Here is a 12,819-nt window from a genome sequence, read left to right as displayed (position 1 = left end):
ACCTATGCGGGTGATTGTCGCGGACGATGCCGTACTGCTCCGGGAGGGGCTGGTCCGGCTGCTGACCGAGTCGGGACACGAGGTGGTGGCCGCCGTCGGGGACGGAGACGCCCTGGTCGAGGCGGTGGTGACGCACCGGCCGGACGTCTCGGTGGTGGACGTACGGATGCCGCCCTCGCACACCGACGAGGGGTTGCGCGCCGCCGTGGAGGCCCGCCGGCGGGTGCCCCGTACGCCGGTCCTGGTGCTCTCCCAGTACGTCGAGGTGTCGTACGCGGACGACCTGCTCGCCACCACCGGCGGGGCCGGCGGCGGGATCGGCTACCTGCTGAAGGACCGGGTGGCCGCGATCGACGAGTTCCTGGACGCGTTGAACCGGGTGGCCACCGGCGGCACGGTGCTCGACCCGGAGGTGATCGGCCAGTTGCTGGTCCGCCGCCGGCGCGGCGACCCGCTGGCCGCGCTGACCCCACGCGAGCGGGAGGTGCTGGCCCTGATGGCCGAGGGCCGCTCCAACACCGCGATCGCCCGAAACCTGGTGGTCAGCGACGGCGCCGTCGAGAAACACGTCCGCAACATCTTCACCAAGCTCAACCTCCCCCAGGACGCAACAACCCACCACCGCCGCGTCCTAGCCGTCCTAACCCACCTCCGCGCCTAACCCCCATCCCCACCCCCTCCAGCTGAGTTGATCAAGAAGTTTTGCGTCGAGGATTCGCGCGATCCAGACGCAAACCCCTTGATCAACAAGCGCGGACGGGAGGTTAGGGGAGGGTGTGGGCTAGGGCCACGGCTTCGGTGAGGGTGTTGGCCACGGGGTGGTTGGAGGCGCGGAGGCGGGCCGGGTCGGAGAGGCCGCCGGTGTAGAGGACGCAGCGGGCGCCGACCGAGAGGGCGGCGTCGGCGTCGTCGAGCGAGTCGCCGATCAGCATCACCTCGTGGCCGGCGAGCCCCAGCTCGGCCAGGTGCTTCTCCAGCCACTCGGCCTTGTGGCCGCCGCCCACCGCGGCCCGCAGCCCGTCCACCCGGGTGAAGTGCGGGGTCAGCCCGTACGTCTGCACGGTCGGCACCAGCTCGTCGTGGAACCACATGGACAGCAGCGACTGGCTGCCCGGCCAGGCGGCGATCGCCGCAGTCGCGTCGGCGGCCAACGCGCAGTCGGTCAGCCCGGCCCGGTACGCGTCGTGGAAGATCCGGTCGAGCCGGCCGAACGCCTCCTCGTCGATCGCCCGGCCGAGCATCTCGGCGTAGTAGTCGACGATCGGCCGACGGAACCGGACCCGGTGCTCGTCAGCGGTGACCGCCGGGCCGCCGGCGCTGGCGAAGGCGACGTTGGTGGCCCGCACCACCAGATCGAGGTCGTCGAGGAGCGTTCCGTTCCAGTCCCACACCAGGTGGCGGCGAGCAGTGGTCATCGCTGCACGATAAAGGGCCGGTCAGAGCTGCGGGGTGGTCAGGTCCCGCAGCAGGCGGTCCTCTTCGACCCGCCAGTAGCCGTGCTCCTTGCCGTCCAGCAGCACCACCGGCAGCCGGTCGCCGTACTCGCGCTCCAGCTCGATGTCGTCGGTGACGTCTTTCTCGATCCAGCGGTCGCCGGTGACCGCCACCACCCGGTCGAGCGCCGCCTTCGCGTCCTCGCACAGGTGACAGCCGGGCCGAGTGATCAAGGTGAGCCGGGCGTCACTGGACATCGGGTACCTGCCTCCCACTGGTTGCTCGGTGTCGAGCGGTTCGGATGTTTCACTCTCCGTCCGGCCAGGTTACGCGCAGGCAGGCGGCTCGGAGCACGGCGAGGTCGGTGACCACGGGCCGCTGCCGCGACACGCCGAGAGCCACGAAATTCGCTCCGACCAGGAGTTCCACTCAAGACCGGTGCCCAACGCGAAAGTCAACCGCACACGACGGACAACCGGTCCGCCACGGGTGCGATGGAGCGGGAAATACTTCCGCTCTGTGTAACGGACTTGCCACGTGCGGGTGACGTTGACCCCTATCATCACCCTGGTCGGCTCACCCCATTTGCCGTGAGTCGACACCCCTCAGCCCGAGGAGGCCCCCTTGCCTGTGAGCGCATCGGACCAGCACCTCAAGGGGATCTGCCGCCCGCCGGCACGTCCCGGAACGACTCTGCCCGGCCCGGGCGTACGCGGTCTCACCGCGACGCCTCAGCGACCGGTGCGGCCGCGCCCCGCGCGGATCGGGGAGGCACGGTGACCACCTTCGGTTACGCGGACCGATCGGCCGGAATGACCGGCCCGACCCAGCGAACACCGGCCAACGAACGGGTGGAGTCCCGCGCCTCCGGCGAGGGGACGTGGGGCCCGGCGGTACGGGATGAGGGGGCCCGACGGGTCCGCAACCGCTCGCACCACAACGAGGCACCGCCGCGACCGGTGGTGCCCGGTGGCAACGCGAAGCCCGCCTCCGGCCGGCTCGGCACCCCGTCCCGGCCGGCCGCGCCAACACAGGGTCGGCGCGGCGGCGACGGCCCGTCGGCCACCGACCCAACGACCAGCGACACCGCCATACTCCCGGCAGTGTCCGCCGGCGACACCGCCGTACTCCCGGCGGTGCCGGCCGCCGACACCGCGATCCTGCCAGCGGTGCCCGCCGCAGCGACCCCCGCCACCGGCTACCCGAGCCGCCCCGATCCGTCCGATCCGGCGACCGAGGTGTGGACGCTGGTCGAGCGGGCGCAGGCCGGCGAGGCCGAGGCGTTCGGCCTGCTCTACGACCGGTACGTCGACACGGTCTTCCGGTTCGTCTACTTCCGGGTCGGCAACCGCCAGCTCGCCGAGGACCTCACCTCCGACACCTTCCTCCGGGCGCTCAAGCGCATCGGCAGCGTCACCTGGCAGGGGCGCGACCTGGGTGCCTGGCTGGTCACCATCGCCCGCAACCTGGTCGCCGACCACTTCAAGTCGGGGCGGTACCGGCTGGAGGTCACCACCGGCGACGTGCTCGACGCCGACCGGGAGGACCGGGGGCCGGAGGGCAGCCCGGAGGCGGCCGTGGTCGAGCACATCACAAACGTCGCGCTGCTCACCGCGGTCAAGCAGCTCAACCCGGAGCAGCAGGAGTGCATCGTGCTCCGCTTTCTCCAGGGCTTCTCGGTCGCCGAGACGGCCCGTGCGATGGGCAAGAACGAGGGCGCCATCAAGGCGTTGCAGTACCGGGCGGTCCGGGCCCTGGCCCGGCTGCTGCCCGACGGCTTCCAGCCCTGACCCCCAACCCGTGCCCGACCCCGGCGCCCGCTCGGCGATGCGCCGGGCACGGGCAGAAGTGTGCCGTCCGACCCCGGTGACGGCAATCATGCTTGGTGATTCGTCGCCCCCGTCCCCGTAACCGGCGACCGGCGCGGTCCGTTTCTCCGGGTGCGACCAGTGGTTGTCCCGGCGTCCCCCGGGCCCCCCGGTCCGGCGGGCATGGTCGACCGTCTCGGTCGACCGTCGCGTCACGCTGCCACCGGTCGCTGGTGACGACGACGGCCGAGGAGGCCGTCACCAGCGAGAGGGGGTGCCTACGGTGGACAGCGACCTCTTCTCCCGTCGGCGTGCCGAGCGCTTCGCGCAGCTCCTCGACGAGGCCAACGGCGGCCGGCGGCACCACGTCCGTTCCCGGGCCGACGACGAACTCGCCGCGCTCGTCGCGGTGAGTCAACGGCTCGCCGCCGACCGGCCGGCCGTCGAGGTCGACGCGAACTTCCGCACCGGGCTGCGCGCGATGCTGGTCGCCGCCGCCGAGCGGCAAGGCGTCGACACCCCGGCCAAGGCGGACACCGCCACGGCGGGCATCGGCGTACGCGGGTCGCTGCTACCGGCCGTGACCGGCCGGCGGGCCCGCGCCCGGGGCGCGATCCTGGTCGGGGTGGCCGCCGGAGCGATCGCGCTCTCCGGCATCTCCGCCGCCAGCGAGAACGCGCTACCCGGCGACGCGCTCTACGGGATGAAGCGCTCCACCGAGCGGGCCCAGCTCGCCCTGGCCAGCTCGGATCTCAGCCGAGGTCAGCTCTTCCTCGACTTCGCCCGGACCCGATTCGACGAGGCCACCACGGTGCATGGCGACCGGATCGGGTTCAGTGCCGTCCTGGACGACATGGACGCCGACACCCGGCAGGGCGTACGCCTGCTGGCCACTGTGGCCACGCAGCGCTCCGATCCGGCCGGGCTGAACGCGATCGACGCGTTCCTCGGCAGCCAGCAGCGGGCGGTCAGCGGGCTGCTCGACCGGGCCGACCACGTCGAGCGGGAACGCACCCACCGGTCGCTGGCCCTCCTCGACGACGTGAACAGTCGCGCCGCCGGGATCCGCGCCGCCATCGCCTGCGGGCTGCCGGCACCGTCGGCCAGCGACGCCCTCGGCCCGGCCCCGGGCACCTGCCCCGCCGACCGCTGACCGCCCGTCGGACACCGGCCGGCCACGCCACACTTCTCAACGCGAGCAGGCACCCGTTACACAACGCCGGATACGCTCGCCAATGGGGGATACGCGGTCGTCGACGGGAGGAGGTCGCCATGGCCCGGATCGAGGCGGCCTCGACACCCGGTCGCGCCGCCGCCTTCTTCGACGTGGACAACACGATGATGCAGGGCGCCTCGATCTACTGGTTCGCCCGGGGGCTGGCGGCCCGGAAGTACTTCACCACCGGTGACCTGGCTCGGTTCGCCTGGCGGCAGGCCAGGTTCCGGCTGTTCGCCACCGAACGCGCCGGGGACATGTCGCAGGCCAAGGAGGCCGCGCTCGCCTTCATCAACGGCTGGCGGGTCGACGACGTGGAGCGGCTCGCGGAAGAGATCTTCGACGAGCTGATGGCCCCGCGAATCTGGGCCGGCACCCGCCGGCTGGCGCAGGAGCACCTGGACGCGGGTGAGCGGGTGTGGCTGGTCAGCGCCGCCCCGGTGGAGATCGGCCGGGTGATCGCGACCCGGCTCGGGCTGACCGGGGCGATCGGCACGGTCGCCGAGGTGGTTGACGGGACGTACACCGGCCGGCTGGTCGGCGACCTCATGCACGGGCCGGCCAAGGCCGAGGCGGTGGCCCGGCTTGCCGCGGTCGAGGGGCTGGACCTGAGCCACTGCGCCGCCTACAGCGACTCCGTCAACGACCTGCCGATGCTTTCCGTCGTGGGTCACCCGGTGGCGGTCAACCCCGATCCGGCACTGCTGCGGCAGGCCCGCCGGGACGGCTGGGACGTCCGCGACTTCCGCACCGGACGCCGGGCGGTCCGGATCGCCGTACCGTCGACGGCCGCCGCCGGGCTGCTCGCCGGCGCGGTCACCGCCGGTCTGGCGCTGCAGCGCCGCCGCCACCGCGCCGGTTAACGGTCAGGGACCGAACGGGTCGGGGCGGCGTTCGAGCAGCTCGTGCAGGGTCTGCTGGATCGTCTCGCGTACCTGGTCGGCGAGGTTGAACACGACCAGCGGATCCTCCGCCGAGTCGCGCAGATGCGCGGTCGGAATCGGCGGGCAGAACTCGATCAGCCACTTGCTCGGCAGCGGCACCATGCCCAGCGGCCCCAGCCAGGGGAACGTCGGCGTGATCGGAAAGTAGGGCAGCTTGAGCAGCCGGGCGAGCGGCTTGATGTCGGCGAGCATCGGATAGATCTCCTCGCCGCCGACGATCGCCACCGGCACGATCGGCGTGCCGGTACGCAGCGCCGCCGAGACAAAGCCACCCCGACCGAACCGCTGGAGCTTGTAGCGGTCGGAGTAGAGCTTGCCGACCCCCTTGAACCCCTCCGGGAAGACGCCGACCAGCTCGCCGTTGCTGAGCAGCCGTTCCGCATCCGGGTTGCAGGCCACCGTCCCGCCGGTCTTGCGGGCCAGCTCGGAGACCATCGGCATCCGGAAGACCAGATCGGCGCCGAGCAACCGCAGGTAGCGGTGCGCGGGGTGCCGGTCGTGCAGCGCGGTGGCGAGGACCAGCGCGTCCAGCGCCACCGTGCCGGAGTGGTTGCCGACCACCAGGCCGGGCTCGGCTTCCGGCACGTGCTCCACACCGCTGACCTCGGTGCGGAACCAGTCCCGGTAGAGCAGCCGGATCAGCGGGTGGAAGACCGCGTCGGTCAGCTCCGGGTCGAAGCCGAACTCGTCCACCTCGTAGTCGCCGGCGAGCCGCCGCCGCAGGAAGGCGAGGCCCCTGGCGACCTTGCGGTCCCAGTGGTCTCCGGGCCGGTCGGCCACGGCCGGGGCGGGCGGCACGGGAGCCGTGCCGCCCTCCGGCTCGTCGGTCGGCCCCGGGTCGGCGGCGGCCGCAACCGGGGGCCGGTGTCCGTTGCGCCGCGTCGGCTCCGCGTCCGGATCGGGCACGGCCAGTGGTACGCCATAGCGGGCCTCACCCCGCTCGTCGGCCCCGCTCACGACCGCTCCCGTACGGCGGCCCGCACCTGCCGGATGCCCTCCAGCACCAACTGCTCGGCCGCGGCGAGCTGCTCCGGGGTGACCACCGCGCCGCCGTGGTGGGCGTGGAGGAAGTCGTCGAAGGCGGCAGCGGTCGAGCGGGGGGTGAAGCCGAACTCCCGCTCGAGTCTGGTGGTGTCCACCACCCGACCGTGTACGAAGAGGTCGACCTGGTCCAGCCCGTACCGGCCGAAGCCCAGGCTCCGGGCGATCGCGGCGGCACCGGAGAACCCCGGCTCCAGCACCGGCACGGCCACCCGACCTGCCCGGCGGATCGCCTGCGACAGAGAGAGCACCCCCGGCCCGGCGACGTTGTACGTTCCCGGGTGGTCCTCGGCGACCGCGCGGTGCAGCACCTCCAGGGCGTCGTCGAAGTGCACGAACTGGAGCCGCGGGTCTCGGCCGAAGACGGTGGGCACCACCGGCTGGGAGAAGTAGCGGGTGAGCGTGGTGTCCGCGGTGGAGCCGATGAACGGCGCGAAGCGCAGTACGGTCGCGGTGACGTCGGGGCGGCGGCGACGGAAGCCGCGGACGTACCCCTCGATGTCGAGGATGTCCCGGCCGAAGCCGCCGCGCGGCACCTCGCGCGGCTCGGTCTCCTCGGTGAAGACGGCCGGGTCGCGGAACGACACCCCGTACGCGGCGGTCGAGGACCGGACCACCAGCTTGCGCAGCCGCGGCAGCCGCTGGCAGGCGGCGAGCAGTTGCATGGTGCCGATGACGTTCTGATCCTTCATCGCCGCCCGACCGCCGTGCTGTGGGTCGGGCGCGCTGACCAGCGCCAGGTGCACCACCGCGTCGACGTCGAGGTCGACGAGCAGGCCGCCGAGCGAGTCGAGGTCGAGGCGGATCCGCTCGACCCCGTCGAGCAGGTCGGCCAGCTCGGGGACGGGAGCCGCCGGGTCGACCCCGATGACGCGCTCGATGCGGGGGTCGGCGGCGAGGCGGGCGGCGACGTGCGCGCCGAGGTAGCGGCCGACCCCGGTCACGACGACAACCCCCGGAGCACCGAGGGTGCCACCGGGGGTCATGTCGCGCGCCTTGCCCGGCAGACGGGATCGAGCCGGGACGTCCGCGGCCTGATCACCTGTGCCTCCGAGGGTCGACAAATGGCAAGTGATGCCGGGTGCCGGGCCGGAGCCCGGCCCCGGTCACTTGCCGAGACGGCGACGCTGGACGCGGGTCTTGCGCAGCAGCTTGCGGTGCTTCTTCTTAGCCATGCGCTTGCGGCGCTTCTTGACCACCGAGCCCATACGACAGCCTTTCGATGCAACGTGCGGGGCGGACCGGGTGACACCACCGCAGGTGGCGCCGGTGACCGCTTGCGGACAACGGACCGGACCAGCGTGGTGGGCAGGGCGCACCGGCGTGCGGTCACGGTCGGGGTCCAGGGTAGCGGGAGCGTATCAGCAGGACCAACGCGCCCCCGTCGATGCCCGTTACGTCGCACTCGACGGCCTGGCCGGCGGCGGGTCAGGCGGTCTCCTGGAACGCGCCCCGGAGGTACTCGTGCACGGCGTGCTCGGGCACCCGAAACGACCGGCCGACCCGTACCGCGGTCAGCTCACCGCTGTGCACGAGACGGTAGACCGTCATCTTGGAGACCCGCATGACCGTCGCCACCTCGGCGACGGTCAGGAACCTGACATCCGACAGCCGACCGTCGGACTGCGACCCGGCCATGGCTCACCGACCCAATCCCATGCCCGGCGCGTGCCGCCGAGCGGGTTGCTCCCGCCACGACGAGCGACGCGCGTGTTACCAGTACGGTAGCGGGGCGGCTGTGACCGGCGCGATCCCTTCTTGCGATTGATCATGGAAGGGCCGCCGCTCTCCCGCTGTTGACCTGGCGTTTTCCACCCGCAAGGGCGCCGCGTCCAATTCTGGGAGCGCGACCAAGGCTGGGGGTGTCGGCGAGACCGCGTCCACCGGCAGCGCGGTGTCCGCCCTCCGGGGCCGCCGCTGGGCGCGGAAGGCGTCCGGTGGCTCCGGTGGCGCCACCGGAGCCACCGGACGGGCGCCCCGGGCCGCTTCCGGACGCGGACCGGGGCTCCGCGCTGGGAGCGCCGTCCAGTGTCGCAGGTCCGCCGGGACCGCCGGACAGCGGTCGATCATGAAGCTCAGCCGGCGATCGCCCGGAGATAATCGACGCACTCGTCGTGCAGGGCGGGCCAGGGGTCGCCGAACACCTGGTCGGCGGCGTCGTCCAGGGACCGGTGCTCGTGCACCACAGCCCGGAAGAAGTCGAGCACCCGCTGCTCCCCGTACCGGTCGACCAGGTGGCGTACGGCCAGGTAGCCGACGCCGTAGGCGCCGCCGACCCGGTCATCGGTCGCGTCGTCGGCGGGCGCCAGCGAGTCGAACCGCCCGTCCCAGCCACCGCGGACCAGCTTCCGCACCTCGGCCAGGCCCTCGTGGCGGTTCACCGGCTGACCGTCCGCGCCCGCGTACTCGGCCAGCCCTTCCACCAGCCACCAGTTGGACCGGTCGGAGTAGCCCTCGGCGGGCAGCGACGCGGCGTGGGCCAACTCGTGCCGGAGCAGCTCGCCCATTCCGCTCGGGCTGACGCTCTGGGCGTTCAACACCACGTCGTGGTGCCCGCCGCCGACGCCGACCGCGTACCCGGCCGTCCACTTCGGCCGGCCGCCGCCGTACCAACGCTGCCACTCGGCCTGACCGGCATAGAAGACCAGGTAGCGGTCCGGCGGGGTGCCGCTGACCGCGTACCGGTCGGCGACCTTGGCGGCGGCCTCGGCCTGGGCGAGCAGCCGGGGAAGCTTGGCCCGTAGCGCGGGCGTGGTCGCGACGAGGGTCCGCTCGCCGACGGCAACGGCCAGGTCGCTCACCTCCCAGGGCCGGGTGCCGGCGGGCTTTGCCTGGGACTCCTCGACGGCGACCAGCCGGGGCTCCTCCCCCACCAGGCGCCACCGGGTGCCGATCTCCACCGTGCTCGGGGTGCAGTCCGGCGCCACGAAGCAGTAGTCGACCGTCACCGCCAGCCGCCACTCCCCCGGTCGCCCGTCGACGGCCGCCGGCGCGCCGTCCGCCACCGGCCGCCACACGGTGACCCGCAGCGCGCGCAGCGCGGCGTAGCGGCGGGTGAGGTCGGGGCGGGCGGCCGACTCGGCGACGGCGAGGAAGCCGGTCCGGTCGCCGCCGAGCAGCGCGCTGGCCTGGCGGTCGAGCTGCGCCGTCATCCGCACGCCGAGCCGCCGCGCCGCCGCCGTGGCCGGGTCGTCCTTTCGGCCCACCGCCGACCGCCCGGCCGCGTCCCCCACGAGCCCGAGCAGGAGTACGCCGGGCACACCGCACGCCAGCAGGGCGAGCACCAGCGCGAGCGCGGTCCAGAGCGGCCCGCGCCGGCGGGGCGACGCTCCACCGTTGGGCGCGGCGAGCCCGGTCACGGGTGGGTCGGCCGGCTGTGCTCCGCTGCCCCCCGCCGGGCCGGAGACCTGCTCGTCGCCGTCGGTCACGGGCGAAGGGTACGACCAACCGAGCACCCCCCGCCACGGCATCGCGCCCGGCCCGACCTTGGAGGCAAACGGCCCCTGGAGGGGCCCGTTCCTTCCAAGATCTCTGGCCCCGGCTCAGACCGGGTCGCGGAGGTACGTGAGCAGCGTCTTGTTCGCCGTCCAGAGGCCGACCAGCAGGACCGCCGGCACCGGCCGACCGGCCAACGCGAGCAGCAGCCCGCCGGTGACGAAGCAGCCGGCCTGCACGGTGAGTTTGGCCGCCGCGGGCAGCGACACCGTGGCCTTCGGCGAGCAGAACAGGCCCCACACCACGGCGATCAGCAGCGGTACGCCGAGTCCGGCGAGCAGGCGCAGCGGCCAGCCGCCGTCGCGGGTGAACCCCCACCAGCCGGCGGCGCCAAGCAGCGCCAGCTCCACCAGGAAGGCAACCGCCAGCAGTGGTGCCTTCATCAGAACCTCCAGCCCGCGCGCCAGCTAGTTTTCATAGCCTGTGCTGAGCACCCGGGTCTGGTCGAACGGCTGAGTCACTTCGTGGAGGCCAGCGCGCGGCCGAAGAACATCAGGTTGGCCGGGCGCTCGGCCAGGCGGCGCATCAGGTAGCCGTACCACTGCTCGCCGTAGGGGACGTAGGTGCGCACGGTGTAGCCCTCGCCGACCAGCCGTTGCTGCTCCTCCGGGCGGATGCCGTAGAGCATCTGGAACTCGAAGCGGTCCGGGCCGCGGTCGAACCAGCGGGCCCGGTCCTCGCCGATGGCGATCAGGCGCGGGTCGTGGGTGGCCAGCATCGGGTAGCCGTCGCCGGACATCAGCACGTTCATGCAGCGCACGTACGACTTGTCCACGTCGCGGGTGGACTGGTACGCCACCGACTCCGGCTCCTTGTACGCCCCTTTGCAGAGCCGCACCCGGGACCCGGCGCCGGACAACTCCCGGCAGTCCGACTCGGTCCGCCGCAGGTACGCCTGGAGCACCGCGCCCGTCGACGGGTGGTCCTTGCGCAGCTTGGCGAGGATGTCCAGCGTCGAGTCGGTGGTGGTGTGGTCCTCCATGTCCAGGGTGACCGTGGTGCCCGCCGTGTCCGCCGCCACGCAGATCGCCCGCGCGTTGTCGTACGCGAGTTGCTCGTCGAACATCTGGCCGAGGGCGGAGAGCTTCACGCTGACCTCGGCGGCCGGGGTGAGCTCCGCAGCGGCGAGCAGTCGCAGCAGCTTGAGGTATTCGTCCCGGGTGGCGTTCGCCTGCTCCGGGGTGACGGTGTCCTCACCGAGGTTGTCGAGGGTGACCGCGAGGCCGTCGGCGACGAGCGCGCGGGTCGCGCGCAGCGCGTCGTCGGTGCCGGCGCCAGCGACGAACCGACGGACGACGTCCCGGGTGAACGGGGCCGTCGCGACGAGCCGCTCCACCCGGGATGACCGGGCGGCGGCGAGGATGACGGAACGGAGCATGAGCCGAGCGTAACGCCACCTGCGGACCCATGCCGGGGGGCGGTGACGATGGCCTCGGTCGACTAGAAACGATCACATGGAACCCCGCCCCCGACGCCGGCTCCGGTCGGCCACCGTGCACCTCGGCGCGCTGACCGCGCTGGCGCTCACCCTCTCCGGCTGCAACAACGACGATGACGACTGCGCCCGCCCGGCCAAGAGCGGTGGCAACGCGGTCACGCAGGCCATCCGGGCGCCCGGGCCGGCCGCCGCCCGCGACACGCCCACTCCGGTCGCCGCCGCGCTGCCCGGACAGGGCGGCTTCGGCACCCATCTCGCCTCGTGCGGCGGCTGAGGTGCGACGCGAGGCGAGCACTCCGCGCCCCGACTGGGACGCCACCATCCGCTCGCAGGGCCTGGTGTACGTCGACACCGAACTGCCCGACGGGGGGATCATGTCGTACTGGGACGAAACCGCCGCGTACGCCTTCGACCTGGCCGAGGTGCTCCGGCTGGAAGAGGCGACCGAGGAGCTGCACCGGATGGCGGTGACCGCCGCCGAGCACGTGGTGGCCCGCAACCGGTACGCGGAGTTCGGCATCCCGGCCTGGGCCACCGAGGCGGTCGCCCGGTCGCTGCGGGAGGCCCCGCCGACCCTCTACGGCCGCTTCGACCTCTGGTACGACGGCACCTGGCCGCCGAAGCTGCTGGAATACAACGCCGACACCCCGACCGCGCTGGTCGAGGCGAGCATCGTGCAGTGGTACTGGCTGGAGCACACGCGCCCCGAGGCGGACCAGTGGAACAGCCTGCACGAGCGGCTGGTCGAGGCGTGGGCGAAGATCGCCGCGGGGCTGCACGACCCGCGGCTGCACGTGGTCTGGTCCGACGAGGAGGAGTCGGGCGAGGACCTCATCACCGCCGGCTACCTGGCCGAGACGGCCCGCCAGGCCGGGCTGGACGTCACGCTCATGCCGATCCAGCAGATCGGCTGGGACGGGCGGCGCTTCGTGGACGCCGACAACGGGCCGATCACCACCTGTTTCAAGCTCTATCCCTGGGAGTGGATGCTGGCCGAGCCGTACGGGCCGCCGGCGCTGGAACCGGGCACCCCGACCACCTGGATCGAGCCGGCCTGGAAGCTGCTGCTGTCGAACAAGGCGCTGCTGGCGGTGCTCTGGGAGCTGTACCCGGGCCATGACTATCTGCTGCCGGCGTACCTGGGCTCGCCGCGCGGGATGACCGAGTACGTGGCGAAGCCGCTGCTCGGCCGGGAGGGCGCTTCGGTACGCATCGTCACCGGAGGAACCGAGATCACCAATCCGGGAAGCTACGGTGACGAGGGCTTCTGTTACCAGGAGTTCCGGGCGCTGCCCGAGTTCGCCGGCAACCACACGGTAGTGGGGAGCTGGACCGTCGACGGCGAGTCCGCCGGCGCCGGCGTACGCGAGAGCGCAAGCCTCATCACGGATGGTTACGCGCGGTTCCTCCCCCACTACATCGACGCGCCGCGGAGCGCGTGAG

General features: G+C 72.7%; 15 protein-coding genes and 1 pseudogene. 6 read left to right on the top strand and 10 right to left on the bottom strand.

The genetic code is table 11. From position 1 onward, the window contains the following. Positions 1-4 precede the first annotated feature (4 nt). Positions 5-661, top strand: a complete 657-nt coding sequence (locus AB0C02_RS26520) for a response regulator transcription factor (RefSeq protein ID WP_357551682.1) — start codon at positions 5-7, stop codon at positions 659-661. Between the two features lie 103 nt (positions 662-764). Here AB0C02_RS26520 and AB0C02_RS26515 read toward each other — a convergent pair whose 3' ends face one another. Further along, complete coding sequence (locus tag AB0C02_RS26515; RefSeq protein ID WP_357551656.1) at positions 765-1,415, bottom strand: HAD hydrolase-like protein; 651 nt, start codon at positions 1,413-1,415, stop codon at positions 765-767. 21 nt (positions 1,416-1,436) lie between these two features. Further along, a complete protein-coding gene (locus AB0C02_RS26510; protein WP_357551655.1) occupies positions 1,437-1,691 on the bottom strand; it encodes a glutaredoxin family protein in 255 nt (84 codons plus the stop codon). A 519-nt stretch (positions 1,692-2,210) separates the two neighbouring features. Here AB0C02_RS26510 and AB0C02_RS26505 point away from each other — a divergent pair. The 3 genes from AB0C02_RS26505 (at position 2,211) to AB0C02_RS26495 (ending at position 5,321) form a co-directional block, all read left to right on the top strand. Beyond that, on the top strand, positions 2,211-3,224 hold the full coding sequence (locus tag AB0C02_RS26505; protein WP_357551654.1) for an ECF subfamily RNA polymerase sigma factor, BldN family: 1,014 nt from the start codon (positions 2,211-2,213) through the stop codon (positions 3,222-3,224). A gap of 301 nt (positions 3,225-3,525) precedes the next feature. Beyond that, entirely contained in the window at positions 3,526-4,395 is an 870-nt protein-coding gene (locus AB0C02_RS26500; protein ID WP_357551653.1) for a DUF5667 domain-containing protein, read from the top strand. A 119-nt stretch (positions 4,396-4,514) separates the two neighbouring features. Beyond that, positions 4,515-5,321 (top strand): HAD-IB family hydrolase, encoded by an 807-nt coding sequence (locus AB0C02_RS26495; protein WP_357551652.1) that lies wholly within the window; start codon positions 4,515-4,517, stop codon positions 5,319-5,321. Positions 5,322-5,324: 3 nt separating this feature from the next. Here the strand turns inward: AB0C02_RS26495 and AB0C02_RS26490 are convergent, their stop codons facing one another. From AB0C02_RS26490 to AB0C02_RS26455, 8 genes and pseudogenes are all read right to left on the bottom strand, one after another. Then, on the bottom strand, positions 5,325-6,200 hold the full coding sequence (locus AB0C02_RS26490; RefSeq protein ID WP_357551681.1) for a lysophospholipid acyltransferase family protein: 876 nt from the start codon (positions 6,198-6,200) through the stop codon (positions 5,325-5,327). A gap of 155 nt (positions 6,201-6,355) precedes the next feature. Then, positions 6,356-7,429, bottom strand: coding sequence for an NAD-dependent epimerase/dehydratase family protein (locus AB0C02_RS26485; RefSeq protein ID WP_357551651.1), 1,074 nt, complete (start codon positions 7,427-7,429; stop codon positions 6,356-6,358). A gap of 120 nt (positions 7,430-7,549) precedes the next feature. Continuing rightward, complete coding sequence (locus tag AB0C02_RS26480) at positions 7,550-7,651, bottom strand: AURKAIP1/COX24 domain-containing protein (RefSeq protein ID WP_007465623.1); 102 nt, start codon at positions 7,649-7,651, stop codon at positions 7,550-7,552. A 220-nt stretch (positions 7,652-7,871) separates the two neighbouring features. Further along, complete coding sequence (locus AB0C02_RS26475; protein WP_089005106.1) at positions 7,872-8,081, bottom strand: helix-turn-helix domain-containing protein; 210 nt, start codon at positions 8,079-8,081, stop codon at positions 7,872-7,874. A gap of 292 nt (positions 8,082-8,373) precedes the next feature. Then, positions 8,374-8,514 (bottom strand): annotated as a pseudogene (locus tag AB0C02_RS26470) (ABC transporter ATP-binding protein); the annotation flags it as partial. Positions 8,515-8,518: 4 nt separating this feature from the next. Further along, complete coding sequence (locus AB0C02_RS26465) at positions 8,519-9,871, bottom strand: hypothetical protein (protein ID WP_357551650.1); 1,353 nt, start codon at positions 9,869-9,871, stop codon at positions 8,519-8,521. Between the two features lie 114 nt (positions 9,872-9,985). Beyond that, positions 9,986-10,321, bottom strand: coding sequence for a YrdB family protein (locus AB0C02_RS26460; RefSeq protein ID WP_357551649.1), 336 nt, complete (start codon positions 10,319-10,321; stop codon positions 9,986-9,988). 74 nt (positions 10,322-10,395) lie between these two features. After that, on the bottom strand, positions 10,396-11,316 hold the full coding sequence (locus AB0C02_RS26455; protein WP_357551648.1) for a proline dehydrogenase family protein: 921 nt from the start codon (positions 11,314-11,316) through the stop codon (positions 10,396-10,398). 76 nt (positions 11,317-11,392) lie between these two features. Here AB0C02_RS26455 and AB0C02_RS26450 point away from each other — a divergent pair, with 76 nt between their 5' ends. Both AB0C02_RS26450 and AB0C02_RS26445 read left to right on the top strand, forming a co-directional pair. Next, the gene (locus AB0C02_RS26450; protein WP_357551647.1) at positions 11,393-11,650 is read left to right on the top strand and encodes a hypothetical protein; all 258 of its coding nucleotides are present in this window, start codon (positions 11,393-11,395) and stop codon (positions 11,648-11,650) included. Between the two features lies 1 nt (position 11,651). Further along, the gene (locus AB0C02_RS26445; RefSeq protein WP_357551646.1) at positions 11,652-12,818 is read left to right on the top strand and encodes a glutathionylspermidine synthase family protein; all 1,167 of its coding nucleotides are present in this window, start codon (positions 11,652-11,654) and stop codon (positions 12,816-12,818) included. Position 12,819: the final 1 nt, after the last annotated feature.

The organism is Micromonospora sp. NPDC048999 (genome assembly GCF_040649295.1).
Lineage (GTDB): Bacteria > Actinomycetota > Actinomycetes > Mycobacteriales > Micromonosporaceae > Micromonospora.
Note: the sequence above shows the minus strand (reverse complement) of the source record. Positions and strands in the feature narration are given on the sequence as shown.

Bases quoted from the DNA above. Each gene is read 5' to 3' on its own strand.
- AB0C02_RS26520 (WP_357551682.1), top strand. From the start codon at position 5: ATGCGGGTGATTGTCGCGGACGATGCCGTACTGCTCCGGGAGGGGCTG.
- AB0C02_RS26515 (WP_357551656.1), bottom strand. From the start codon at position 1,415: ATGACCACTGCTCGCCGCCACCTGGTGTGGGACTGGAACGGAACGCTC.
- AB0C02_RS26510 (WP_357551655.1), bottom strand. From the start codon at position 1,691: ATGTCCAGTGACGCCCGGCTCACCTTGATCACTCGGCCCGGCTGTCAC.
- AB0C02_RS26495 (WP_357551652.1), top strand. From the start codon at position 4,515: ATGGCCCGGATCGAGGCGGCCTCGACACCCGGTCGCGCCGCCGCCTTC.
- AB0C02_RS26485 (WP_357551651.1), bottom strand. From the start codon at position 7,429: ATGACCCCCGGTGGCACCCTCGGTGCTCCGGGGGTTGTCGTCGTGACC.
- AB0C02_RS26480 (WP_007465623.1), bottom strand. From the start codon at position 7,651: ATGGGCTCGGTGGTCAAGAAGCGCCGCAAGCGCATGGCTAAGAAGAAG.
- AB0C02_RS26475 (WP_089005106.1), bottom strand. From the start codon at position 8,081: ATGGCCGGGTCGCAGTCCGACGGTCGGCTGTCGGATGTCAGGTTCCTG.
- AB0C02_RS26460 (WP_357551649.1), bottom strand. From the start codon at position 10,321: ATGAAGGCACCACTGCTGGCGGTTGCCTTCCTGGTGGAGCTGGCGCTG.
- AB0C02_RS26455 (WP_357551648.1), bottom strand. From the start codon at position 11,316: ATGCTCCGTTCCGTCATCCTCGCCGCCGCCCGGTCATCCCGGGTGGAG.
- AB0C02_RS26450 (WP_357551647.1), top strand. From the start codon at position 11,393: ATGGAACCCCGCCCCCGACGCCGGCTCCGGTCGGCCACCGTGCACCTC.